Here is a 22,292-nt window from a genome sequence, read left to right as displayed (position 1 = left end):
GTCCGCCCTCAGTCGGGCGCCAGCATATAGCCGACGCCGCGCACGGTCTGGAGATAGCGCGGGTTCTTGGGATCGACCTCCAGCTTGCGGCGCAGGCGGGTGACCTGGACGTCCACGGCGCGGCCGGTGATGTCGGCGGTGTCGGGCGACAGGCTCATCCGCTCGACCGGGGCATGGGCGTGAAGGGCCAGGGTCTTCAGAAGTTGGGCCTCGGCCTCGGTCAGGCGCTGGGGCGCGCCGTCGCGGATCAGCTCCAGCCGCTCCATGTCGAAGACCGCCGTCCCCAGCTTGATCTCGCGCGGGCCGATCGGCTTGCCGCCGGTGCGCCGCAGGATGGCGTCGATGCGCAGCGCCAGTTCGCGCGGCTCGAACGGCTTTGACATATAGTCGTCGGCGCCGCGCGACAGACCTTCGATCCGGTCCTCAGGGTCGCCCCGCGCCGTCAGCAGCAGGACCGGCGTCTTGGAGGTCTCGGCCTTGGCGCGGACCCAGGAGGTCAGGTCAAGGCCGCTTTCGCCGGGCATCATGACGTCCAGCACGACCAGGTCGAACTCGATCAGCTCCATCATCCGCTTGGCCGCCGCCGCGTGGGCGGCGCCGGTGACGCGGTAGCCTTCCCGCGCCAGGAATTCCTTCAGCAGTTCGCGGATGCGGTCGTCGTCATCGACGATCAGCAGATGACGGCCCACCCCCGGTCCCGCGATGGGTCCCGAGCGGCCGTAAGAGCGGGTTTCAGTCAGGCTCATGCGCGATTCTCCCGATCCCAGCCGTTGACCTGAGCGATTCGGGGGGCTCTAACAGGGAGACTTCTGCAGGAGACGTGTTTCAATGGCCTTCGTTCCTTTCGACGATCGCGATGGATGGATCTGGTTTGACGGCGAATTCGTGCCCTGGCGGGAAACGAAAACGCATATTTTGACCCATGCCCTCCACTATGGCTCGTCGGTATTCGAGGGTGAGCGTATGTACGGCGGCGAAATCTTCAAGCTGACGCCGCATTCGGAGCGCCTGAAGCGGTCCGCGAACCTGCTCGATTTCGAGATACCCTACAGCGTCGCTGAAATCGACGCCATCTGTAACGAAACCTGCGCCAAGAACGGTCTGACCGACTGTTACGTGCGTCCGGTCGCCTATCTGGGGCCGGAACAGACCAGCGTCTCGGCCCTGAACAACAAGGTCCATCTGGCGGTCGCCGTCTGGGATTGGCCCAGCTATTTCGATCCCGAGGTCAAGGCGCGCGGTCTGAAGCTGGAATGGGCCAAGTGGCGCCGCCCCGACCCGGCGACGGCCCCGACCACGGCCAAGGCCGCCGGCCTCTACATGATCTGCACCATGTCCAAGAACACGGCTGAGCGGAACGGTTTCGCCGACGCCCTGATGCTGGACTGGCGCGGCTATGTGGCCGAGGCCACCGGCGCCAACGTCTTCTTCGTCAAGGACGGCGTGCTGCACACCCCCAGCGTCGAGCACATTCTGGACGGCATCACCCGTCAGACGGTGATCGAGATCGCCAAGGCCAAGGGGATCGAGGTCGTGGTGCGCGACATCCGTCCCGAAGAGCTGTCGGACTTCTCCGAATGCTTCCTGACCGGCACCGCCGTCGAGGTGACGCCGGTGGCCGAGGTGGGCGACTACCGCTTCACCCCCGGCGCCCTGTCGCTGGACCTGATGGAGACCTACGGCAAGCTGGTGCGCCGCCAGCTGTAAGCCGGTTCAAGCCTTCCGAAGGCAAGGAAAAGGGCGGGGCGTCGGCTCCGCCCTTTTTCGCACGCCTCTTGTCAGCCGCGTCACTTTGTCCTTGAAGCGGATGAAGCCGGCGCGGGCCGGGCAGGGATCGCCGTTTCATGTTCAGCCTTCTGAACCTCCAGAGCCTGTTCGGCCTGGTCGTCATCATCGCCGTCTGCTGGGCGATCTCGGAGAACCGGCGGGTCTTCCCCTGGAAGCTGGCGATCGGCGCCGTCGCCGTTCAGGCGGCGCTGGTGCTGGCCCTGTTCGCCATTCCGGGGTCGCGAACGGTGCTGGCGGCGGTCACGGGGGCGATCGACGGCCTAGCCGTGGCGACGGCCCAGGGAACCCGGTTCGTCTTCGGCTATCTGGGCGGGGGCGATCAGCCCTATGCGGTTCAGAACGAAGGCGCCCTGTTCACCTTCGCCTTCAACGTCCTGCCGCTGATCATGGTGATTTCCGCCCTGTCGGCCCTGTTGTGGCACTGGAAGATCCTGAAGTGGCTGATCCGGGGCTTCGGCTTTCTGTTTCAGCGCACCATGGGGCTGGGCGGCGCCTCGGCCCTTGCGGTGGCGGCCAACATCTTCCTGGGCACGATCGAAAGCCCGATCGTCATCAAGGCCTATCTGGACAAGCTGAGCCGGTCCGAAATCTTCCTGATGATGACCGTCGGTCTGGCGACGGTGGCGGGATCGACCATGGTGGCCTACGCCAGCATCCTGTCCCAGACCCTGCCGAACGCGGCCGGCCACGTGCTGGTCGCCTCCATCGTCTCGGCCCCGGCCGGGGTGCTGCTGGCGCGGATCATCGTGCCCGAGCCCGACAAACAGGCGGCCCAGGCCATCAGCTATGACTCGGCCCTGAAGTACGACAGCGCCATCGACGCCATTTCCAAGGGCACCTCGGACGGGCTGATGGTGGTGCTGAACATTTCGGCCGTGCTGATTGTGTTCGTCGCCCTGGTCGCCCTGGTCAACATCATGCTGGGCGGTTTGATCGTCTTCGGCGAGCCGCTGACGGTCGAGCGGATTCTGGGCTTCCTGTTCACCCCCCTGGCCTGGCTGATCGGGGTGGACGCGCGCGAGGCGGGGCAGGGCGGCTGGCTGCTGGGCGTCAAACTGGCCCTGACCGAGTTCGTGGCCTTCATCGACCTGGGCAAGATACCGGCCGAGGCCATGAGCGAGCGGACGCGGATGCTGATGACCTATGCGCTGTGCGGCTTCGCCAACATCGGTTCGGTGGGCATTACGGTGACCGGCCTGTCGGTCCTGATGCCCGAGCGTCGTCATGAGGTTCTGGGGCTGATCTGGAAGGCCCTGTTTGCCGGCTTCATGGCCACGCTGATGAGCGCCGCCATCGTCGGCGCCTTGCCAGCGACGGTCTTCGGGCAGTAGCGTTTCCCAAAACAACGGAGACGTCCCGATGAAGCTCTACACCTCGCACCGCGCGCCCAATCCGCGGCGGGTCCGCTGGGTCATGGCGGAGAAGGGGATCGAAGACGTCGAACTGATCGACGTCGACATACTGACGGGCGAGCACAAGAAGGCCGAATATCGCGCCAAGGTCGGCGTGCCTCATGTTCCGGCGCTGGAGTTGGACGACGGCGAGACCATTTCCGAATCCGTAGCGATCGGCCGCTATCTGGAGGCCCTGTACCCAGAGCCGAACCTGTTCGGCCGCGACGCCCGCGAACAGGCGGTGGTCGAGATGTGGACGCGCCGGTGCGAATTCTATCTGTCCAATCCGATCATGCTGAACGTGCGCCATTCCCATCCCGCCCTGGCGGCTCTGGAGGCGGTGCAGATCCCACAGGTGGCTGAGTACAATCGGGTTTCGGCCGAGCGGTTCATGAAGACCCTGGACCGGCATCTGGCGGAGCGGGAATTCATCGCCCTGAACCGGTTCACCATCGCCGACATCGTCGCCGTGGTCGGTTTGGACTTCGCCCGTTTGGTCCGTTATCGCCCGCCCGCCGAGTTCGAGAACCTGCACCGCTGGTTCGACGCCTGCCGCGAGCGCCCGGCCGCCAAGGCGGGGGTCTGAGCCGCCTTGCGGCTGCTGGCGCCGTCTGACCGCCGGCTGGCCCTGCTGCTCGCAGGACTGGCGGGTTATGTCGATAGCCTGGGCTTTTTGCACCTGGGCGGGGTGTTCGTCTCCTTCATGAGCGGCAACTCCACGCGGTTGGCCGCCAACCTCGCCGAAGGGCGTTGGCCGGCGGCCGGACAGCTGGCGGGGATCCTGGCCCTGTTCGTTCTGGGCTCCTTTTTCGGCGCCCTGGTCGCGGGCGGCGAGGATGCGCGATCGCGCAGCCGGGTTCTGATGTTCGAGGCCCTGTTGCTGGCGTCGGCGGCGGCCCTGGCGGGCGCGGGGCTGACGCCTGCGGCCGTCGGCCTGATGGTCATGGCGATGGGGGCGGAGAATTCGGTCTTTCTGAGGAACGGCGAGGTCGGGGTCAGCCTGACCTATATGACCGGAACCCTGGTCAAGCTGGGCCAGGCCCTGGCCAGCGCGGTCAGGGGCGGGGACCGGTCCGCCTATAAGGGTTATCTGACGCTCTGGGCCGGCCTGATCCTGGGGGCGGTTCTGGGCGCGCTGGTTTTCGGCCGTCTGGGACTGGCGGCCCTGTGGCCCGCCGCCGGTTTCGCCGTCCTTATGGCCCTGGTCGTGCGGCTCAGGCGCGCGGCGTGAACTTGCGGATGACGCCCGAGAAGGTCATCAGCAGCCGTTCGCCGGTGTTGATCTGGCCCCGCACGAAGATCAGGCTCTTGCCCGCCTTGGTCACCTGTCCGGTCGCCTCGATCAGTTCGCCGACATAGGCGCCGTCGATGAAGGTGGAATCGAGCTGGACCGTCACGCCCGAGGCGCCCTCCATCTCCTGATAGGCGATCTGGAACATGGCGATGTCGGCGAAGGTCATCAGACAGCCGCCGTGCATCCGCCCGCCGGCGTTCATGTGTTTCTGCTCGGCGCGGAAGGCGCAGCGCATGTGGCCGTCGGGATCCAGCTTGCCGTAGAAGGGGCCGACCACCACGTCGAAGGTGTCGTGCAGATCATAGGTCTGCCAGCCGGCGAACTCGCCCTCGGTGACGGTGATTTTCTTCGGCATGACGACTCGGCCTTACTTCTGGTCTCGCGGTGCAGCATATAGGCGCAATGAGCGATCCGATCGAAACCGCAATCTTGAATAAACTCGCCGGGCTTGAGCCGGGCAAGAGCATCGAGCCGGCCGAGGTGGCCAAGGCGCTGCAGCCGGAGCAGTGGCAGCGCATGCTGCCCAAGGTGCGGGCGACGGCCCTGGGCCTGATGCGGCAGGGCAGGCTGACCATCACCAAGAAGGGCAAGCCGGTCGATCCGGACAATTTTCGCGGCGTGACGCGCCTGCGTCTGCCGACCGAGGAGGAGGCGGCCCTGGCGCTGAGCCGCCGTCCGCCGGTCGCCGAGGACGACATCGAAGATTGACCACTCCGCTCATCCCCGCGAAGGCGGGGACCCAGTCCTTTTCTTGAGGCAAGGCTTTTGGGATCGGCATCGCTGAAAATCGGCGAGACGGAAGCCCCCAATGATCTGGGTCCCCGCCTTCGCGGGGATGAGCGGGGCGTGGGAAGTCTCGACGCCCTTCTGAGCGACATCCGCGCCTGCCGCGCCTGCGCGGGCGTGCTGCCGCATACGCCGCGCCCGGTGGTTCGGGTCTTTCCCGAGACGCGGCTCTTGATCTGCGGCCAGGCGCCGGGGCGGCGGGTGCATGAAAGCGGCCTGCCCTTCACCGATCCGTCCGGCGACCGGCTGCGCGACTGGATGGGGGTGGACTATGAGACCTTCTACGCCGACCGTCGCATCGGGGTGGCGGCCCAGGCCTTCTGCTATCCCGGTACGGCGCCGAAAGGGGGCGACTATCCGCCGCCCGCGCGCTGCGCCGAGCTGTGGCGGCCGCCGCTGATGCAGGCCCTGCCGCAGATGGAATTGACCCTGCTGGTCGGCGGCTATGCCCAGGCCTGGGCCCTGGGCGCACGAACCCAACGTAATATGACCGAAACGGTGCGGGCCTGGCGGGACTACGCCCCCGACCATCTGGTGCTTCCGCACCCGTCCTGGCGCAATACCGCCTGGCTGAGACGGAATCCGTGGTTCGAGGAAGAGGTGATCCCCTATCTGCGGATGCGCGTCGCCTCGATCTTAACGCCGATGAGGATGCGCGCATGACCTCCAGAGGGCTGATCGCGGCCGCAGGACTGGCCTTGGGCCTGACCGGTTGCGCCGCGCCCCACATCCAGCCGCCGATGACGCCTCCGGCGGGCTTCGCCGGGCCGCACGTGGAGGATCGCGCCCTAGTCATGTCGGATGGAGCGCGGCTGCCTCTGATGCGCTGGGGGCCGACCGACCGTGAGCCCTGGGCGGTCATCGTCGCCCTGCACGGTATGAACGACCACGCCGCCAGCTTCCGCCTGGCCGGACCCTGGTGGGCCGAACAGGGGATCGAGACCTGGGCCTATGACCAGCGCGGCTTCGGCGCCGCGCCGGGGAGGGGCGTCTGGGCGGGGACCGCCAAGATGACCCAGGACCTGCGCGAGGCGACCGCCCTGGCCCGCGCGCGCCATCCCCATGCCGTCATCGCCGTGGTCGGCGAGAGCATGGGGGGATCGGTGGCCGCCGCCGCCTTCGGATCGGACGATCCGCCCGACGCCGACCGGGTGGTGCTGCTGGCGCCCGGCGTCTGGGGCTGGTCGACCCAGGGGCCGTTGAACAGCGCCGTCCTGAACATCGCCGCGCGTCTGGCGGGCGGCGTGGCCCTGGAGCCGCCCAGCTTCATCACGCGCGACATCCACGCCTCCAGCAACACGCTGGAGCTGGTCCGCAACGGCCGCGACCCGCAAAGCATCCTGGCCACCCGGTTCGACACCATCTACGGCCTGGTCGATCTGATGGAGACGGCGTCGCGCAGCCTGGGCCGCATCCGCGGCGACGCCCTTCTGATGTACGGCGCGCACGATGAGATCGTCAAAAGGGATCAGATGAAGAAGGCCCTGCAAAGGGCCGTGGCCGAGGGCGGCGCCCTGAAGACGGCCTGGTATCCCGACAGCTGGCACCTGCTGGACCGCGATCTGGACGCCGAGATCGTCTATCGCGACATCGCCGCCTGGCTGAAGGATCCCAGGGCGGCCCTGCCGTCCGGCGCGCCACCGGTCCTGACTGAGCTGGAAGCGGCGGTTCGCCCGTAAAGGTCTCTTAACGGCCCATTTACCATCGACACGGCATTTTCTGCCTAGCGGGGCGTCGGTGTCTCCCGTGAGTTTGGGGCGTGGGCGCGTGGGCGGCTTTACGGCGGCGTTGCAGAAGTTCGGGATCGGTCGTCTGGCCGCCGTCCTCGGCGTCGCCGCGGGCGTGACCGCCGTCCTGGTCGCCGTCATGCTGCGCGTGGGCCAGGCGCCGGACGCCTTGCTCTATTCCAATCTCGATCTGCGCGAGGCCGGCGAAATCACCGCCGCCCTGCAACAGGCCGGCATCAAATACGCCTCCAAGGGCGACGGCTCGACCGTCATGGTCAATCGCGACGACGTGGGCACGGCGCGGATGCTGATCGCCGAAAAGGGGCTCGTGACCTCCGGCTCGGTCGGCTACGAAATCTTCGACAATCAGTCGGTCCTGGGCCAGACCGAGTTCCAGCAGCAGCTGAACGAACAGCGCGCCCTGCAAGGCGAACTGGCCCGCACCATCATGTCGATGCGCGGCATCACCGCCGCCCGCGTCCACATCACCATGCCGCGTCGCGAGATGTTCACCGCTGCTGCGGGCGAACCCACCGCCGCCGTGCTGGTCGGCCTGGGCGGGCGGGATCTGACGGCGGATCAGGTGCGGGCCATCCGCAATCTGGTGGCCTCGTCCGTGCCCAATCTGAAGCCGGACCGGGTCACGGTGGCCGATCAGAACAACCGCACCCTGGCGGCCGGCGACGACGGCGGCTTCACCTCGGCCTCTGCGGCCGAAACCAAGGGCAATACCGAGGCCCAGCTTCAGGCGCGCATCAAGGACATCGTCGAGGGCGTCGTCGGCGTCGGCTCGGCGCGGGTCCAGGTGACGGCCGACATCGACCAAAGCCGCTCCACCACCCAGGAACAGAAGTTCGATCCCGACGGCCAGGTCGTGCGTTCGACCACGGCCAACGGCTCGCAGTCCTCGGACACGACCGGCCAGAACGACGGCGGCGTGACGGCGGCGAACAACATCCCGGGCGGCGCCCCGCCCGCGACCACGCCGGCCGGCTCGACCACCGCCGAGAACGCCGAGACGACAAACTACGAAATCTCCAACACCACCACCACGACCACCAAGGAGCCGGGCGAGGTCAAGAAGCTGGCCGTCGCCGTCGCCGTGGACGGCAAATGGACCCCGGCCGCCGACGGCAAGGGAGAGCCGACCTATGCGCCGCGCTCGGCCGAGGAGATCGCTCAGATCAAGTCCCTGGTCGCGGCGGCGGCCGGCATAGACGAGGCCCGCGGCGACAAGATCGAGGTCATCAACGTCCGCTTCAACCGCGACACCGGCCTGCCCGGGGGGCTGGACGACAAGCCTTCGCTGCTGGACTTCTCCAAGACCGACGTCATGCGCCTGATTGAATTGGGCATTCTGGCGGCAGTGGCGCTGCTGCTGATCTTCTTCGTCCTGCGGCCCCTGCTGAAGACGGCCGGCTCGGGCGGGGCGGCCGGTCCTGGAGCGCCGGCTCTGGCCGCCCCGGACGGCACGCCGGTCGCCACCTTGACCACGACCGTCATCGGCCCGGACGGCCAGCCCCAGCTGGTGCAACTGCCTGCGCCGAACGAAATGGACCAGAAGATCGACATCGCCCGTATCGAAGGGCAGGTGAAGGCGTCTTCGGTCAAGAAGGTCGCCGACTTCGTCCAGGCCCATCCTGACGAGGCCGCCAACATCCTGCGCAACTGGGTGGCGGAAGGCTGATGGCCAAGCTGGTTTCGAAAAAGCCGGTCATCGAGGACCCCAATCGGCTGACCGGCCCCGAGAAGGCGGCCGTCATCCTGCTGGCCCTGGGCGAAGACCACACCGCCCTGTGGGAGAGGCTGGACGACGAGGAGGTCAAGGAGATCTCCCAGGCCATGGCGACCCTGGGCAATGTGACGGCCGAGGCGGTCGAGGCCCTGATGCTGGAGTTCGTGTCCGGCCTGTCGGGCACGGGCGCCGTCATGGGCAGTTTCGAACAGACCCAGAAGCTGCTCAGCGCCTTCCTGCCCAAGGATCGCGTCGACGGCTTGATGGAGGAAATCCGCGGTCCGGCCGGCCGGACCATGTGGGACAAGCTGGGCAATGTGAACGAGGCGGTTCTCGCCAACTATCTGAAGAACGAATATCCCCAGACCGTCGCCGTCATCCTGTCCAAGGTGAAGTCCGACCACGCCGCCCGGGTGCTGACGGCCCTGCCGGAGGATTTCGCCCTGGAATGCGTCCAGCGGATGCTGCGGATGGAGCCTGTCCAGCGCGAAATCCTGGACAAGATCGAGGCGACCCTTCGCACCGAATTCATGTCGAACCTGGCGCGCACCTCCAAGCGCGACAGCCACGAAATGATGGCCGACATCTTCAACAGTTTCGACCGACAGACCGAGGCGCGCTTCATCGGCGCCCTGGAAGAGCGCAACCGCGAATCCGCCGAACGCATCCGCGCCCTGATGTTCGTCTTCGAAGACCTGTCCAAGCTGGATCCGGGCGGGGTTCAGACCCTTCTGCGGGCCGTTGACAAGGACTCGCTGGGCCTGGCGATGAAGGGGGCCTCCGAAGGGCTGCGGGAGATGTTCTTCTCCAACATGTCCGAACGCGCCGCCAAGATCCTGCGCGAAGACATGGAGTCCATGGGGCCGGTGCGGCTGAAGGACGTGGATGGGGCCCAGATGGCCATGGTCCAGGTCGCCAAGGATCTGGCCGCGCGCGGCGAGATCATGCTGGCCGGCCAAGGCTCCGACGACGAGTTGATCTACTGACATGAGCACCCCCTTCGCCTTTGACACCGAGTTCGACGCCGACGGCGCGGTGGTGCGCGCAAGCGCCTGGAAGCCGGTCAAACGCAGCTACATGCCCGCAGAGGTCGAGGCCCTGGTCGCCACCGCCCGGCTGGAGGCGCGCCAGGAGGCCCTCGCCGAGGTCGAAAACATCCGGGCCATGGCCCTGACCAACATCGCCCAGGCCGCCGCCGCCGCCCTGCCGTCGCTGCGAACCGTCGCCCAGACCCATCGCGAACAGTCCGCCGACCTGGCCCTGGCGGCGGCGCGGGCCATCGCCGACGCCGCCCTGCACCGCTTCCCCCAGGCGCCGTTGCGCGCCGCCCTGGAGTCCCTGGCTCAAGAGATCGACGCCTCGCCGCGCCTGGTGATCCGGGCCTCGGGCCTGGACGAGGTGGTGCGCGGCCAAATCGAACAGGCCTGCGCCGACAGCGGCTTCACCGGCGTCGTCGCCTTCCGCGACGAACCCGGCATGGCGGTCGCCGCCTTCCAGCTGGAGTGGGCCGACGGTCGCGCCGATCACGATCCCGAAGGTTCCGCCGCCCGCGTCGCGGAGGCCCTGAGCGCCGCCCTGGCGGCCGAGGCGGGACACGCCGAACCCCCAATCCACACCGACCGGAGTGAGTTCTGATGGCCTCCGACGATCTATCGCTCGAGGAATTTCCCGACTCCACCGCCCTGGCCGTCGCCGACGACGCGGGCGAAAAAACCGCCGCCGATCTGGCGACGGTGTTCGAGGTTCCGGTCAATATCTCGGCCGTGCTGGGCAAGTCGCACATGTCGGTCGCCCAGTTGCTGAAGCTGAACAAGGGTTCGGTGCTGGAGCTGGACCGCAAGGTCGGCGAGGCGATCGACATTTTCGTCAACAACCGTCTGATCGCACGCGGCGAGGTCGTCGTGGTCGAGGATCGGCTGGGCGTGACCATGACGGAAATCATCAAGACTGAGGACTCGGGCGGCTGACGCGCGCTGCGCGTCTGACCGGGTGAAGGATTAGAGGAGAAGAACGATGCGTCTTCTGGTGGTAGGCAGACTGAGCGGACAGCTCGCTTCGGCGGTGAAGATGGCCATGGCGCACGGCGCCAAGGTCAGTCACGTCGAGCGCGCGGATCAGGCGACAGAACAGCTTCGACGGGGGCAGGGCGCCGACCTGCTGATGGTCGATTATCAGCTCGACATCGCCGCCTTGATCGCCGCGAACGAGGCCGAGCGGATCACTGTGCCGGTGGTGGCCTTCGGGGTCGACGCCGACGCCCGCGAGGCGGCCGCCGCCATCAAGGCCGGGGCCAAGGAGTTCATCCCCCTGCCGCCCGATGCGGAGATGATAGCGGCGGTCCTGGCCGCCGTCGCCGACGACGAAAAGCCGATGATCTCAGCCGATCCGGCGATGAAGGCGGTGCTGCAACTGGCCGATCAGGTGGCGCGCTCCGAAGCCTCCATCCTGATCACCGGCGAAAGCGGCGTCGGCAAGGAGGTGATGGCGCGCTACATGCACGACCATTCGCGCCGGTCCGAAAAGCCCTTCATCAGCGTCAACTGCGCGGCCATTCCCGATAATCTGCTGGAATCGGAACTGTTCGGTCACGAGAAGGGCGCCTTCACGGGCGCCGTCGCCCGCCGGATCGGCAAGTTCGAAGAGGCCGACGGCGGCACCCTGCTGCTGGACGAAATCTCCGAGATGGACGCCCGGCTCCAGGCCAAGCTGCTGCGCGCCATCCAGGAGCGGGTGATCGACCGGGTGGGCGGCTCCAAGCCCGTGCCGGTGAATATCCGCATCATCGCCACCTCCAACCGCGACCTGGCCAAGGCCGTCGCGGAAGGCACGTTCCGCGAAGACCTTCTGTACCGGCTGAACGTCGTCAATCTGCGCCTGCCGGCCCTGCGCGAACGGCCGGGCGACATCGGGGTGCTGGCCGATCACTTCATCAAGAAATATGCGGCGGCCAACGGCGTGCCCGAGCGGCCGATGTCGGCGCGGGCGCGTCAGGCGATCAGCGCCCACCGCTGGCCCGGCAACGTCCGTGAGCTGGAAAACGCCATGCACCGGGCCGTGCTGCTGGCGACCGGACCCGAGATCGATGTGGACGCCATCCGCCTGCCGGACGGCCAGCCGCTGACGGCGGAAGGCGGCGGCATGATGGGAACGGCGGCCGTGGGGAACCCCTATGGCGGCGGCGTTGCGGCCCGGGCGGCCCAGGCGGCCGACGCCGTGACCCGCAGCTTCGTCGGCCAGACGGTGGCGGCGATGGAGAAGACCCTGATCCTGGACACGCTCACCCACTGCCTGGGCAATCGCACCCATGCGGCCAACATCCTGGGCATCTCCATCCGGACCCTGCGCAACAAGCTGAACGAATACGCCGAGGAGGGGACGGTCATTCCCGCCCCGCAGTCCGGCGTCTCGGCCTCGGGCTACGCCGCCTGAGCATGGGGCGCGGTCTGGACAGGCGGAGGCTGATGGCCGGCGCAGGCGCGCTGGGCCTGGCCGCCTGCACGCCGCGCAGCCAGACCAAGGTCAAGGCCGAGGCGGCCCCGGACCTGTTCCTGAACGATCTGGAGACGCGGTGGGGCGGGCGGCTGGGCGTCGCCGCCCTGGACGTCGGCAGCGGGGTGCGGGCGCTGTGGCGCAGCCAGGAGCGGTTTCCCTTCTGCTCGACCTTCAAACCCTTTCTGGCGGCGGCCATCCTGCAAAGGGTGCAGCGGGACGAGGAAAGGCTGGACCGGCCGGTCCGCATCACCTCGGCCGACATCATTCCCCATGCGCCCGTGACCGAAAAGGCGGTGGGGCGGACGCTCACCATCCGCGAACTAATGCAGGCGGCGGTGGAGGTCAGCGACAATCCGGCCGCCAATATCCTGATCCGCGAGATGGGCGGAATCGGCGTATGGCGTTCGTGGTGGCCGACCTTCGGCGACACGACGACCGTCATCTCTCGTCTGGAGCCGGACTTGAACACCGCCCTGCCTGACGATCCGCGCGACACCTGCCTGCCGGAACAGACCGTCGCCAACATCCGCGAAATGGCCTTCAGCGATCGACTGACGCCGGCGCACGACGCCCTGTTGCACGGCTGGCTGACCGCCTCCCCGACCGGCCCCAACCGGATCAAGGCGGGCGCGCCCGAGGGTTGGAGCGTCGCGCACAAGACCGGTTCGGGCGCCCGCGGCACGACGAACGACGTGGGCATGCTGACCCCGCTCAGCGGTTCGCCGGTCATCATCGCCGCCTATTTCACCGGCGCCGCCTCGGCGACGGAGGATCAGCGCGACGCCGTGATCGCCGAGGCGACCCGCCGCGCCTTGAAGGCCCTGGGCCGTGACTGATGCGCCGATCATGATGAAGGACGGCATGGCGCGGCCCACCGGGCGCGACGTGCTGAGCTGGATCAACCGCGGCGAGGTGCTGATGGCGGTCGGCGTGATCGGGGTGATCATGCTGCTGATCCTGCCGGTTCCGAAGATGCTTCTGGACCTGCTGCTGGCGATCTCGCTGGTCTCGTCCGTGCTGATCCTGATGACCGCCGTGATGATGAAGAAGCCGCTGGACTTCGCCATCTTCCCGACGGTTCTGCTGGTTTCGACCCTTTTCCGTCTGGGCCTGAACCTGGCCTCGACGCGGCTGATCCTGACCAAGGGGCAGGAGGGGCACGACAGCGCCGGCCAGGTGATCAACGCCTTCGGCGAGCTGATGATGGGGGGCAACTTCATCATCGGGGTGATCATCTTCGCCATCATCCTGGTGGTGAACTTCGTCGTCATCACCAAGGGTTCGACCCGGATCGCCGAAGTCTCGGCCCGCTTCACCCTCGACTCCATGCCGGGCAAGCAGATGGCGATCGACGCCGACCTGTCGTCGGGCCTGATCACCGAGGACCAGGCCAAGCTGCGCCGCAAGGAGCTGGAGCAGGAATCGACCTTCTTCGGGGCCATGGACGGCGCCTCGAAGTTCGTGCGCGGCGACGCCGTCGCCGGCCTGATCATCACCTTCATCAACGCCATCGGCGGCATATTGATCGGCACCCTGCAGCACGGCATGCCGGCCATGGACGCCGCCAACACCTATGTGCAGCTGACCATCGGCGACGGTCTGGTCACCCAGGTGCCGGCCATCATCATCTCGATCGCCGCCGGCTTCCTGGTGTCCAAGGCCGGCGTCGAGGGCACGGCGGACAAGGCCCTGGTGACCCAGCTGGCCACCAACCCCGTGTCTCTGGGCGTGGTGTCGGGGGCGGCGGGTCTGATCGGCCTGATCCCCGGCATGCCGCTGATCCCCTTTGCCGCCCTGGCCATCGGTTCGGGCTTCATGGCCTGGCGCCTGGGCCGCCAACGGCTCAAGCCCCAGCCGACGGAGGCCGAGGTCGCCGCTGCGGCCGCCCCCAAGGAGGAGGTCGAAGAGCCGATCTCGAACGTGCTGACGATCGACGAGGTCAAGATCGAGCTGGGCTATTCGCTGCTCAGCCTGATCAATGATCTGGAAGGGCGGCGTCTGACCGACCAGATCAAGGCGCTCCGTCGATCGCTGGCCCAGGAATACGGCTTCGTCATGCCGCAGGTCCGCATTCTGGACAATATGCGCCTGCCGACCCAGGGCTACGCCATCCGCATCAAGGAGATGGAGGCTGGGGCGGGCGAGGTGCGTCTGGGGCATCTGATGGCGATGGACCCCGCCGGGGGGCAGGTGGAACTGCCGGGCGAACATATGCGCGAGCCCGCCTTCGGCCTGCCCGCCACCTGGATCAGCGAAACCCTGCGCGAAGAAGCGACCTTCCACGGCTATACGCTGGTCGATCCTTCCACGGTCCTGACGACGCACCTGACCGAAATCCTGAAGGAAAATATGGCGGACCTGCTGTCCTACGGCGAGGTGCAGAAGCTGCTGAAGGAGCTGGGAACCGAAGAGAAGAAGCTGGTCGAGGAGCTGATCCCCAGCGTCGTCAGCGTCACCACCCTGCAAAGGGTGCTTCAGGCCCTGCTGCGCGAGAAGGTTTCGATCCGCGATCTGCCCGCCATTCTGGAAGGGCTGGCCGAGGCCGCGCCCCACAGCACCAGCGTCACCACCCTGGTCGAACACGTCCGCGCCCGCCTGGCCCGTCAGCTGTGCTGGCAGCACCAGGGCGGCGACGGCGCCCTGCCGATCGTCACCCTGTCGCCCGAATGGGAGAACGCCTTCGCCGAAAGCCTGATCGGCGGCGGCGAGGACAAGCAGCTGGCCATGGCGCCGTCGCGGCTGCAGGACTTCATCCGCGCCGTCCGCGACACCTTCGAACGGATCGCTATGTCCGGCGAGAATCCCGTCCTGCTGACCGGGCCCCAGACTCGCCCCTATGTCCGCTCGATCATCGAGCGGTTCCGGGGCCAGACGGTGGTCATGAGCCAGAACGAAATCCACCCCCGCGCCAAGCTGCGCACCCTGGGCCAGGTCTAGAGCAATCCCAACCATGGTCTGCGATCCGAACAAGGATCAGACCACCTGTATCGGATGTTGGACTGGACCTTGGGCAGGGCCCGTCTGCAGATCGCGGTCGGCCGAGCTTCAGGCCCAAAAAAGGGTGCGCCGATCAGGCTGTGGGGGTGTTGCCGAGGCGGCTGACCGCCAAGGTTGACGTGGCCTGTGAGAGCCTCAGACGACGGGTTTGCTTGCTGATCGCCTGGCCAGAGCCGCCAGAGCAGAATCGTTTCTGCCGGAACCGCGCAGCGGTTCCGGCAGAAGGATGGGTCCTGCTCTCGCCCAATCTGGAGCCTGATTAAGGCGTCAGCGGAACCGCGAAGCGATTCCTGGGCAACAGATCAGGCTCTAGAAGCGCCCGTTGATGCTGAACTGGAAGGTGCGGCCAACCGTGCTGTAGATGGCGCCGACCGCCTCCTCTTCCCACCGTTTATTGGAGAGGTTGTTGACGTTGAAACGCACATCGACCTCATCGTTGAGCTGATAGCCGACATAGAGGTTGTATATGGCGTAGCCCTTGCGGTCGAGGTAGGCGTTCTGTTCGATCGTCGCCGGCACCGAACCGTTGAAGCGGATGGTGTCGGACTGCGTGTAGAAGTTCAGGCTGGTGGAGATTCTCTTGCGCGTGTAGCCGATCGTGGTGTTGCTCTGCCACTTCGGCGTGCCGATGCTGCCGAGATACTGCTCGGTGTCGCCCGCCAGACCCGTGGGGCTAAAGCTCGACTCGTAGACGCGGTAGAGGTTGCTGTTCACCGACACGCTGCCCCAGTCGCTCGACGACCCGAACAGCTCCGCCAGCTTTTTGCGATAGACGACGACGATGTTGGCGGCGCGCAGGTTGGTCTGAGCCAGGTTCAGATATGTGGACTGCCAGCCGTCGTTGACGCTGAACGCGCGGCTGGGGTTCGGCTCCGTCCCCGACGTGTACCGCGGAACCGAGCCGCAGGTGTTCAGACCGAACTGGCCGCTATTGTCCGGATAGGACGCGGAGTCGTAGCAGTAGGTCAGAAGTTGTTCCGCCGAGACGCGGGTCAGCTGGTCCTTCAGTTGGATGTCGATGTAATCGAACGACATCCGCAGGTTCGGCACGTAGCGCGGTTCAAGCACCACGCCCGCCGTCCAGCTTTCGCCGCGCTCCGGTTTCAGTTCATCGTTGCCGAAGCGGGCGCCCAGCACCGAAGGCGTGCCGGGACTGAAGGTGCTGAGGAAGGTTTCGGCCTCGGCGTTGGTCGATGCGTAGCCCGCGGCGCGAACAGCGGCGATACAGTTGGCCTTCCGCGTCGCCGGGTTCAGGCCCGAGTTGATATTGCCGACTGCGCACGGGTCGCTCATCGACGTGAAGGAAGCCTGACCGCCCAAGAACAGCTCCACGCCGTCCGGCTGGCGGATCGAGCGGGTGACATTGCCGCGGAAGGTGATGTCGCGGATCGGCTGGAAAGTGGCGGCGAGCGACCAGATCTTCGACCAGTCGCCGTCGTAGGTCGGGCTGACCGTCGCACCTTGCTGGTTTACGAAGGTCGCGGCCTCGCCGGTCTGCTTGGACCAACGAACCGCCGAGTTGATTTCCAGACGTTGGGCGAACGGCAGGTTGAAGCCATTGCCCAGGACGGGGATATTCACCTCGACGCCGTATTCCTGCGCCTCGGTCTCGTACTGAGTCGCCGAGATCGCCGCCGATCGCGTGCGACCGTAGCGCGAAACGTCATCGACCCAGTAGTCGTTCTTCGTGGTGCGGCGTTCGGCGGCGAGCGCCACGCCCAGCGGACCGCCCGGCAGTTCGAACAGGTCCCCGGTCACCGAGCCTTGCAGGAAGGTCTGGACGTTCTCGAAGGCGTAGAACTGCTGAGCGGTGACGTAGTCTTTCGCCGCCTGCGTCATCTGATTGTAGCCGAACGGATTCAGCGGTTGGCAGCTGTCGATCATGGCCTGGGTCACGACGGGCTGGAACGGCTGCTTCGCGACCAGGCCATTCGCCGCCGGAGTGTCGGCCAGGTTGGTGACAATCACCGACGGGCTCTTGCCCAGATAGGCGGAAGGGTTGGTCTTGGCGCGGCAGGTGATGGCGCCGCTGCTGTCGCGAACGGTGTCGATCGCCAGCAGGTACTCCAGGTCCCGAATACCAGTGAACTCGACCTTACCATCAGCCTTGCCGTAGGTGTAGGACACGTCCCAGGTCCAGTTGCGGTGCAGGAAGTCGAAGTCGCCCTTCAGGCCTTGGGCGAAGTTGCCGATGTTGGTGACGCCGCGCTGAGGGTTGTCGCCCAGGATGTCCTGGTTGGTGCGCGACATGATGAAGTTGTTGGCGCTATTGACCGCGCCGCTGCTGCGCAGCAGCTGCTGCGACGTCGCACTCAGGTACGGGTTGTTGATGCTGATCAGAATGCCCGAAGTCTCGCTCCCGGCGGAGGTCACGGCGTTACCGGAAGCCCCATTTCGCGGCAGCACCGTTTCAACCGTCGAATAGATGTTCTGGCTGTAGGCCTTGATCCGGTCGTTGATGTCAAACGTCGCGAAGACCGTGAAGTTCTTACGGGTCTGCTCGTTTTGAATCAGGCTGTAGCGGCTGGTGTTATTGCCTTCGATTCCGGGCGCGGAGCCCAAGGTGCCTTGATCCTGCGCCCCGATATTGGCGAACGACCAATTTTCGGCCTCGCCGTTGGCGTTGAAGCGCACCGGCTTGGCGATGAAGGGGAACAACGCCCGAGTCGCCGGGTCCGTATTGGCGATCCGCGGAATGTTCGAATAGAGCGAGCCGACGATCAGGTTGATGTCGGTGTTCGGGTTCTGGGCCAGATACTCGCGCAGGGTCGGCAGCTTGCTCTGCAGCACGTTGATGGCGAGAGTGTTCTGCTGGGCGGCGGTCAGGCCGGTGGGCGGCGTCACGCCGTACCTGGCGAACACGGCCGCAGCCGTGACGCCGGTCGGCAGCGAGGTCGGCGCGAAGTTCGGGAAGGTGCCCGACGGCGCATTGGTGAAGTACAGGCCGTTGCCGGTGGGAATGCCGGGGACCAGCTGCGAAGTCGAGCTGACCGAACCCGTCGGCAACAGACACGCCGTCACCCCGACGATCGTCGTCGGACAGGCCGCAGTGGAACTCGTCGGGGTAAACGCGATACCCGACGGATACTGCAGCGAGTTGCGCGTGAAGTAGGCGTAGGCCGTGGACGGGATGCCGTCGTCGGTGTTGCGCAGGAACGCCCCGTTGTTCAGACCGGCGATGTCAATCGCTGCGTTGGCGGCGAAGTTCGGGTTCCGCTTGGACCCGTTGAACGCATTGGTCACGCCGGTCGCGGCGTCGAGCGTCCACGGCCGGGCGTCGGCGTACAGGGCGTCGGTCTTGGTTTCTTCGAAGGCCAGGGTCAGGTTGGCCCGGTCATCCATCAGGTTCTCACCGTGGATGACGCTGAAGCTGTAGCGGTTGGCGTCGCCCTGCTCGGAGGTCCGCGCAGACACGCGCGCCTCGCTGCCGACGTACTTGTCCTTGATGATGTAGTTTATCACCCCCGCGATGGCGTCCGACCCATAGGCGGCCGCGCCGCCGACGGTCAGGGTGTCGACGCGGTCGATCAACTGCGACGGAATGGCGCCGAGATCGACCTGGGAGCCGGCGTTGTTGCCGGTGACGAACAGCGTCGCGGCGTTGCCCGACACCTGACGGCGGCCGTTGACCAACGTCAGGGTGCGCTGGCTGCCCAGACCCAGCAGGTCGGCGAAGGCAGTGCCCAGGCTTGAGGTCTGGCCGCCGTTGCTTCCATAAGGACTGGCGCCGGCATAGACCATCGGCTGGCTCAGCACGATGTCGTAAGCATTGTTGAAGCCGCGCTGAATGATTTCTTCCTTGGTGACCTGCACCCCGGGAATCGTCCCGTCGAACTGCGGCCGCTTAATGCGCGAACCGGTTACGACGACTTCGGTCACGGTCTGAGCCGGTGCGGCTTCCTGGGCATGGGCATGACCCCCCAGTACGGCGGCCACTGCGGCGCCGGTTAGCAAAGCAACTTTCATCTTGTATCCCCCAGATACGCCTGTCCGCTTCCGCGGTTGTTGAAGAGCTGACACAATCGACTTGTAAATTGGAGTAGACCGCCGCCTGCGGCGCGACAATATTATACCGTGTCGCATTCCTGCATCATAAACGCCTGGTTGCTTACGTAATCGTATTTGTACCGCCTCAGCGGTACGAGCGCTTAGGCTCCCCCTTGTCGAGACCTGTCATCGACAGCCGCCTTTGGGGCCGGCTTTGGGCATGACGGATCGGAGGGGCGCTCCCTCGCCTTCGCACTCTTGGACGCCATCGTGCCTTGGCGGCGCGGAATGTGGATTCGGCCTAGTCGGCGACCGTCCAGCCGCCGGCGGAGGCGGCGCGCGCGGCCTCATTGACCGGGCGGGCGATCAGGCCGGACTGGGTGATCCAGACCTCATAGCGCGCGCCCTCGGCCATCGGCATATAGGCGGCCGAGCCGTAGAGGGTATCGGCGGCGTCGATGTAGCGCCGGTAACGCCGGATCGCGTCCCAGGCCTCGACCTTATAGGGCAGGGCGCCGTTGCGGGCGTTTTCCTCGATGGCCGCCAGATCATAGGCGCTGCGTTCGGCGGTCAACTCCTGTTCGACCGTGCGATAGCGACCCGACAGGCGTTCCAGCCGATATTGGGAATCCAGACCCAGCACATTGGCCCAAGGTTTCCACTTCAGCACCTGGGCGTCGATCCGCCAGTCGTCGCCGTGGACAGGATAGAGGGTCGCTGCGGCCGGCCTGTCCTGCGACAGGGGCGTCAGCTCGATCTCATAATACTGCGGCCCGAGGCGCCTCAGTTCCAGGCTCGCAACCGGACGTTCATAGGTCAGCCGGTCGTAGGTCTGAAGGTTCAGGCCGAACAGGGTCGCCAGGGACGCCAGCCAGAGGACGCCGCCGCCGAGCGCCGCGCCCGCCACGCCCCGCACCGCCCTGCCGCCGAACAGGGCGCGCAAGCCGCGGACCAGCAGAACCAGGCCAATCAGGGCCGCCGCCGCCGGTAAAATCCACCACCACCAGATCATCGCTCTTCCCCCCGTTTTCCGCCCGCCGCAGACCGGCAAGCCAGACCATACTCATCAGAAGACGCGAAAGGCCCAAGAGTTTCGTGTGACTGCCGTTTGACGCAGCCTCGGTCGCCGCTAATGCTGCGCCGCATGAAACTTCCCTCGAGCCAAAGCTGGTCGCGGTTCAGCGATTTTGTGCGCACGCCCTCCCTGGCGCGATCCGTCACCGGCCTGCTGGTCCTGGCCTTCGTCCTGCTGCTGACGGTCAACATCTCGACCTTCGTCATGATACAGCGCACCGCCACGGTTAACGATGCGATCGAACACGCCCAGCAGATGCGCCGCCAGTCGCGCACGGTCCTGATCTCCATGCTGAATGCGGAGACCGCGCAACGCGGCTTTCTGCTGACCGGCCGCAGCGATTTCCTGACGCCCTTTGAGGAGGCGCGCGCGGAGCGCGAGCCTGCCCTGGCGTTTCTCGAAGAAGGCGCGGCGGCCGACCCGACGCTCCGGGCGCCGGTGGCCCAAATCCGTAGGCTCTCCGACGCCAAGCTGAGGGAGATGGAGGCGACCCTGGCCTTGGCGCGTGAGGGCCGCATAGGCCAAGCGATCCAGACGGTGCGGTCCGGCGAAGGCAAACGCTATATGGACGAGCTGCGCCAGACCATCGACGATTTCGACGCCTTCAAGTCCGCGCGCATCGCCGAACGGACCCGCGTGTCCGAGCGCGCCGCCATGATGACCGTGGTGATGAACGCCATCACCGGCCTGCTGGTCCTGGTCCTTGCGCTGCTCTCGGCCTGGATGGTGCGGCGCTATGTCGGCGAGATTCAGCACGCGCGCGAGGAGGTGGCCGCCATCAACGCCGGCCTGGAGGACATGGTGCGAGACCGCACCGCCGCCCTGACCCGCGCCAATGAGGAAATCCAGCGCTTCGCCTATATCGTCAGCCACGATCTGCGCGCGCCCCTGGTCAATGTGATGGGCTACACCTCCGAACTGGAGCAGGCCGGAAAGATCATCGAGCGCGGGGTGGCCGAGGCCGAGGCGGAACGCGAGGTGTCGGCCGACATCGTCACCGCCGTGCGCGAAGACATGCCCGAGGCCCTGGGCTTCATCCGCGCCTCGACCGAGAAGATGGACCGGCTGATCAACGCCATCCTGCGCCTCTCGCGCGAAGGGCGTCGCAATCTCCTGCCGGAGACCCTGGACATGACCGCCATGGCTCGCAACATCGCCGACAGCGTTCACCATCAGACCGAGGCCGCCGGCGCCCAGATCCTGGTGGAGGCCCTGCCGTCGATCGAAAGCGACCGCCTGTCGATGGAACAGATTCTGGGCAATCTGATCGACAATGCGGTCAAATATCTGGACGCCGGCCGCCCTGGCGAAATCGTCATATCCGGCGAAGACCTGCCCGGCGGCTGGGTCGTCTATCGAGTCGCCGACAACGGTCGCGGCATCGCCGCGCGGGACCACGAACGCATCTTCGAACTGTTCCGGCGCTCCGGGAAACAGGACCGAAGAGGCGAGGGCCTGGGCCTGGCCTTCGTCCGCAACAGCGTTCGGCGCATCGGCGGCACGATCGATATCGAGTCCGAGCTTGGCAAGGGCTCGACTTTCCTCCTGAAATTCCCCAAACGACTGATCCTGTCGGAACCTGGAGGCGTACTGTGACGCAAGCCGTCAAAATCATCATGGTCGAGGATGACCACGGTCACGCCAAACTGATCGAAAAGAACATCCGTCGCGCCAACATCAGCAACGAGATCAAGCATTTCGATGAGGGCGGGGCCGCTCTGGACTATCTGTTCAGCGCGGAAATCCTGGCCAACGGCCCGCTGCTGATCCTGCTGGATCTGAACCTGCCCGACATGTCGGGCACGGACATTCTGGAAAAGGTGAAGGCCGACGACCGTTTGAAGCGGGCGCCCGTCGTGGTTCTGACCACCACCGACGACAAGGTCGAAATCCAGCGCTGCTACGACCTGGGCTGCAACGTCTACATCACCAAGCCTGTCGATTATGAGTCCTTCGCCGGCGCGATCCGTCAGCTGGGTCTCTTCCTGTCGGTCATGCAGGCGCCGGAGATTTAACG

20 protein-coding genes are annotated in these 22,292 nt (G+C 66.2%); 16 read left to right on the top strand and 4 right to left on the bottom strand.

What is annotated here, in order from left to right:
* Positions 1 to 8 precede the first annotated feature (8 nt).
* On the bottom strand, positions 9 to 746 hold the full coding sequence (locus tag JMT67_RS06700) for a response regulator (protein WP_183215000.1): 738 nt from the start codon (positions 744 to 746) through the stop codon (positions 9 to 11).
* A gap of 82 nt (positions 747 to 828) precedes the next feature.
* On the opposite strand from JMT67_RS06700, the gene JMT67_RS06695 reads away from it, so the two are divergent.
* The 4 genes from JMT67_RS06695 (at position 829) to JMT67_RS06680 (ending at position 4,413) form a co-directional block, all read left to right on the top strand.
* Positions 829 to 1,707: a branched-chain amino acid aminotransferase gene (locus JMT67_RS06695; protein ID WP_054766511.1), complete on the top strand. Its 879-nt coding sequence runs from the start codon at positions 829 to 831 to the stop codon at positions 1,705 to 1,707.
* 137 nt (positions 1,708 to 1,844) lie between these two features.
* Positions 1,845 to 3,119 carry a NupC/NupG family nucleoside CNT transporter gene (locus tag JMT67_RS06690; protein ID WP_201463028.1) on the top strand — a complete coding sequence of 425 codons (1,275 nt, stop codon included), beginning with the start codon at positions 1,845 to 1,847 and terminating at the stop codon, positions 3,117 to 3,119.
* Between the two features lie 28 nt (positions 3,120 to 3,147).
* Positions 3,148 to 3,768 carry a glutathione S-transferase family protein gene (locus JMT67_RS06685; protein ID WP_201463027.1) on the top strand — a complete coding sequence of 207 codons (621 nt, stop codon included), beginning with the start codon at positions 3,148 to 3,150 and terminating at the stop codon, positions 3,766 to 3,768.
* A gap of 6 nt (positions 3,769 to 3,774) precedes the next feature.
* Complete coding sequence (locus JMT67_RS06680) at positions 3,775 to 4,413, top strand: YoaK family protein (RefSeq protein ID WP_325100320.1); 639 nt, start codon at positions 3,775 to 3,777, stop codon at positions 4,411 to 4,413.
* Here JMT67_RS06680 and JMT67_RS06675 read toward each other — a convergent pair.
* Positions 4,397 to 4,831: a PaaI family thioesterase gene (locus JMT67_RS06675; RefSeq protein ID WP_201463026.1), complete on the bottom strand. Its 435-nt coding sequence runs from the start codon at positions 4,829 to 4,831 to the stop codon at positions 4,397 to 4,399. The two genes, JMT67_RS06680 and JMT67_RS06675, sit on opposite strands and share 17 nt — an antisense overlap.
* A gap of 47 nt (positions 4,832 to 4,878) precedes the next feature.
* Between JMT67_RS06675 and JMT67_RS06670 the strand changes: the two genes are divergently transcribed.
* The 10 genes from JMT67_RS06670 (at position 4,879) to flhA (ending at position 15,153) form a co-directional block, all read left to right on the top strand.
* Positions 4,879 to 5,184, top strand: a complete 306-nt coding sequence (locus JMT67_RS06670; RefSeq protein ID WP_201463025.1) for a DUF3253 domain-containing protein — start codon at positions 4,879 to 4,881, stop codon at positions 5,182 to 5,184.
* Positions 5,185 to 5,322: 138 nt separating this feature from the next.
* Positions 5,323 to 5,925 carry a uracil-DNA glycosylase family protein gene (locus tag JMT67_RS06665; protein WP_201463024.1) on the top strand — a complete coding sequence of 201 codons (603 nt, stop codon included), beginning with the start codon at positions 5,323 to 5,325 and terminating at the stop codon, positions 5,923 to 5,925.
* Positions 5,922 to 6,941, top strand: a complete 1,020-nt coding sequence (locus tag JMT67_RS06660; RefSeq protein ID WP_201463023.1) for an alpha/beta fold hydrolase — start codon at positions 5,922 to 5,924, stop codon at positions 6,939 to 6,941. Before JMT67_RS06665 ends, JMT67_RS06660 begins: the two co-directional genes overlap by 4 nt.
* A gap of 88 nt (positions 6,942 to 7,029) precedes the next feature.
* Entirely contained in the window at positions 7,030 to 8,676 is a 1,647-nt protein-coding gene (fliF, locus tag JMT67_RS06655) for a flagellar basal-body MS-ring/collar protein FliF (RefSeq protein ID WP_201463990.1), read from the top strand.
* Positions 8,676 to 9,710, top strand: a complete 1,035-nt coding sequence (gene fliG / locus JMT67_RS06650; protein WP_054766498.1) for a flagellar motor switch protein FliG — start codon at positions 8,676 to 8,678, stop codon at positions 9,708 to 9,710. Before fliF ends, fliG begins: the two co-directional genes overlap by 1 nt.
* A 1-nt stretch (position 9,711) precedes the next feature.
* Positions 9,712 to 10,359, top strand: coding sequence for a FliH/SctL family protein (locus JMT67_RS06645; protein WP_054766497.1), 648 nt, complete (start codon positions 9,712 to 9,714; stop codon positions 10,357 to 10,359).
* A complete protein-coding gene (gene fliN, locus JMT67_RS06640; RefSeq protein WP_054766496.1) occupies positions 10,359 to 10,691 on the top strand; it encodes a flagellar motor switch protein FliN in 333 nt (110 codons plus the stop codon). Before JMT67_RS06645 ends, fliN begins: the two co-directional genes overlap by 1 nt.
* Positions 10,692 to 10,737: 46 nt before the next feature.
* Positions 10,738 to 12,153 carry a sigma-54-dependent transcriptional regulator FlbD gene (gene flbD, locus JMT67_RS06635; protein WP_054766495.1) on the top strand — a complete coding sequence of 472 codons (1,416 nt, stop codon included), beginning with the start codon at positions 10,738 to 10,740 and terminating at the stop codon, positions 12,151 to 12,153.
* A 32-nt stretch (positions 12,154 to 12,185) separates the two neighbouring features.
* Positions 12,186 to 13,052 (top strand): class A beta-lactamase, encoded by an 867-nt coding sequence (gene bla, locus JMT67_RS06630; RefSeq protein WP_224761035.1) that lies wholly within the window; start codon positions 12,186 to 12,188, stop codon positions 13,050 to 13,052.
* 10 nt (positions 13,053 to 13,062) lie between these two features.
* Positions 13,063 to 15,153: a flagellar biosynthesis protein FlhA gene (gene flhA, locus JMT67_RS06625; protein WP_191555081.1), complete on the top strand. Its 2,091-nt coding sequence runs from the start codon at positions 13,063 to 13,065 to the stop codon at positions 15,151 to 15,153.
* Between the two features lie 369 nt (positions 15,154 to 15,522).
* Here flhA and JMT67_RS06620 read toward each other — a convergent pair whose 3' ends face one another.
* Both JMT67_RS06620 and JMT67_RS06615 read right to left on the bottom strand, forming a co-directional pair.
* On the bottom strand, positions 15,523 to 19,092 hold the full coding sequence (locus JMT67_RS06620; protein WP_201463022.1) for a TonB-dependent receptor: 3,570 nt from the start codon (positions 19,090 to 19,092) through the stop codon (positions 15,523 to 15,525).
* 409 nt (positions 19,093 to 19,501) lie between these two features.
* Positions 19,502 to 20,212, bottom strand: coding sequence for a hypothetical protein (locus JMT67_RS06615; protein ID WP_054766493.1), 711 nt, complete (start codon positions 20,210 to 20,212; stop codon positions 19,502 to 19,504).
* Between the two features lie 132 nt (positions 20,213 to 20,344).
* Here JMT67_RS06615 and JMT67_RS06610 point away from each other — a divergent pair, with 132 nt between their 5' ends.
* Both JMT67_RS06610 and JMT67_RS06605 read left to right on the top strand, forming a co-directional pair.
* On the top strand, positions 20,345 to 21,871 hold the full coding sequence (locus tag JMT67_RS06610; RefSeq protein ID WP_054767033.1) for a sensor histidine kinase: 1,527 nt from the start codon (positions 20,345 to 20,347) through the stop codon (positions 21,869 to 21,871).
* Entirely contained in the window at positions 21,868 to 22,290 is a 423-nt protein-coding gene (locus tag JMT67_RS06605) for a response regulator (protein ID WP_224761032.1), read from the top strand. Before JMT67_RS06610 ends, JMT67_RS06605 begins: the two co-directional genes overlap by 4 nt.
* Positions 22,291 to 22,292: the final 2 nt, after the last annotated feature.

Origin of the sequence: Brevundimonas aurantiaca (assembly GCF_904830995.1) — a bacterium.
Classification (GTDB): Bacteria; Pseudomonadota; Alphaproteobacteria; order Caulobacterales; family Caulobacteraceae; genus Brevundimonas; species Brevundimonas aurantiaca.
Note: the sequence above shows the minus strand (reverse complement) of the source record. Positions and strands in the feature narration are given on the sequence as shown.

Bases quoted from the DNA above. Each gene is read 5' to 3' on its own strand.
- JMT67_RS06700 (WP_183215000.1), bottom strand. From the start codon at position 746: ATGAGCCTGACTGAAACCCGCTCTTACGGCCGCTCGGGACCCATCGCG.
- fliG (WP_054766498.1), top strand. From the start codon at position 8,676: ATGGCCAAGCTGGTTTCGAAAAAGCCGGTCATCGAGGACCCCAATCGG.
- JMT67_RS06695 (WP_054766511.1), top strand. From the start codon at position 829: ATGGCCTTCGTTCCTTTCGACGATCGCGATGGATGGATCTGGTTTGAC.
- flbD (WP_054766495.1), top strand. From the start codon at position 10,738: ATGCGTCTTCTGGTGGTAGGCAGACTGAGCGGACAGCTCGCTTCGGCG.
- fliN (WP_054766496.1), top strand. From the start codon at position 10,359: ATGGCCTCCGACGATCTATCGCTCGAGGAATTTCCCGACTCCACCGCC.
- JMT67_RS06610 (WP_054767033.1), top strand. From the start codon at position 20,345: ATGAAACTTCCCTCGAGCCAAAGCTGGTCGCGGTTCAGCGATTTTGTG.
- JMT67_RS06645 (WP_054766497.1), top strand. From the start codon at position 9,712: ATGAGCACCCCCTTCGCCTTTGACACCGAGTTCGACGCCGACGGCGCG.
- JMT67_RS06615 (WP_054766493.1), bottom strand. From the start codon at position 20,212: ATGATCTGGTGGTGGTGGATTTTACCGGCGGCGGCGGCCCTGATTGGC.
- JMT67_RS06660 (WP_201463023.1), top strand. From the start codon at position 5,922: ATGACCTCCAGAGGGCTGATCGCGGCCGCAGGACTGGCCTTGGGCCTG.
- JMT67_RS06675 (WP_201463026.1), bottom strand. From the start codon at position 4,831: ATGCCGAAGAAAATCACCGTCACCGAGGGCGAGTTCGCCGGCTGGCAG.
- JMT67_RS06670 (WP_201463025.1), top strand. From the start codon at position 4,879: ATGAGCGATCCGATCGAAACCGCAATCTTGAATAAACTCGCCGGGCTT.
- bla (WP_224761035.1), top strand. From the start codon at position 12,186: ATGGCCGGCGCAGGCGCGCTGGGCCTGGCCGCCTGCACGCCGCGCAGC.
- flhA (WP_191555081.1), top strand. From the start codon at position 13,063: ATGATGAAGGACGGCATGGCGCGGCCCACCGGGCGCGACGTGCTGAGC.
- JMT67_RS06690 (WP_201463028.1), top strand. From the start codon at position 1,845: ATGTTCAGCCTTCTGAACCTCCAGAGCCTGTTCGGCCTGGTCGTCATC.
- JMT67_RS06685 (WP_201463027.1), top strand. From the start codon at position 3,148: ATGAAGCTCTACACCTCGCACCGCGCGCCCAATCCGCGGCGGGTCCGC.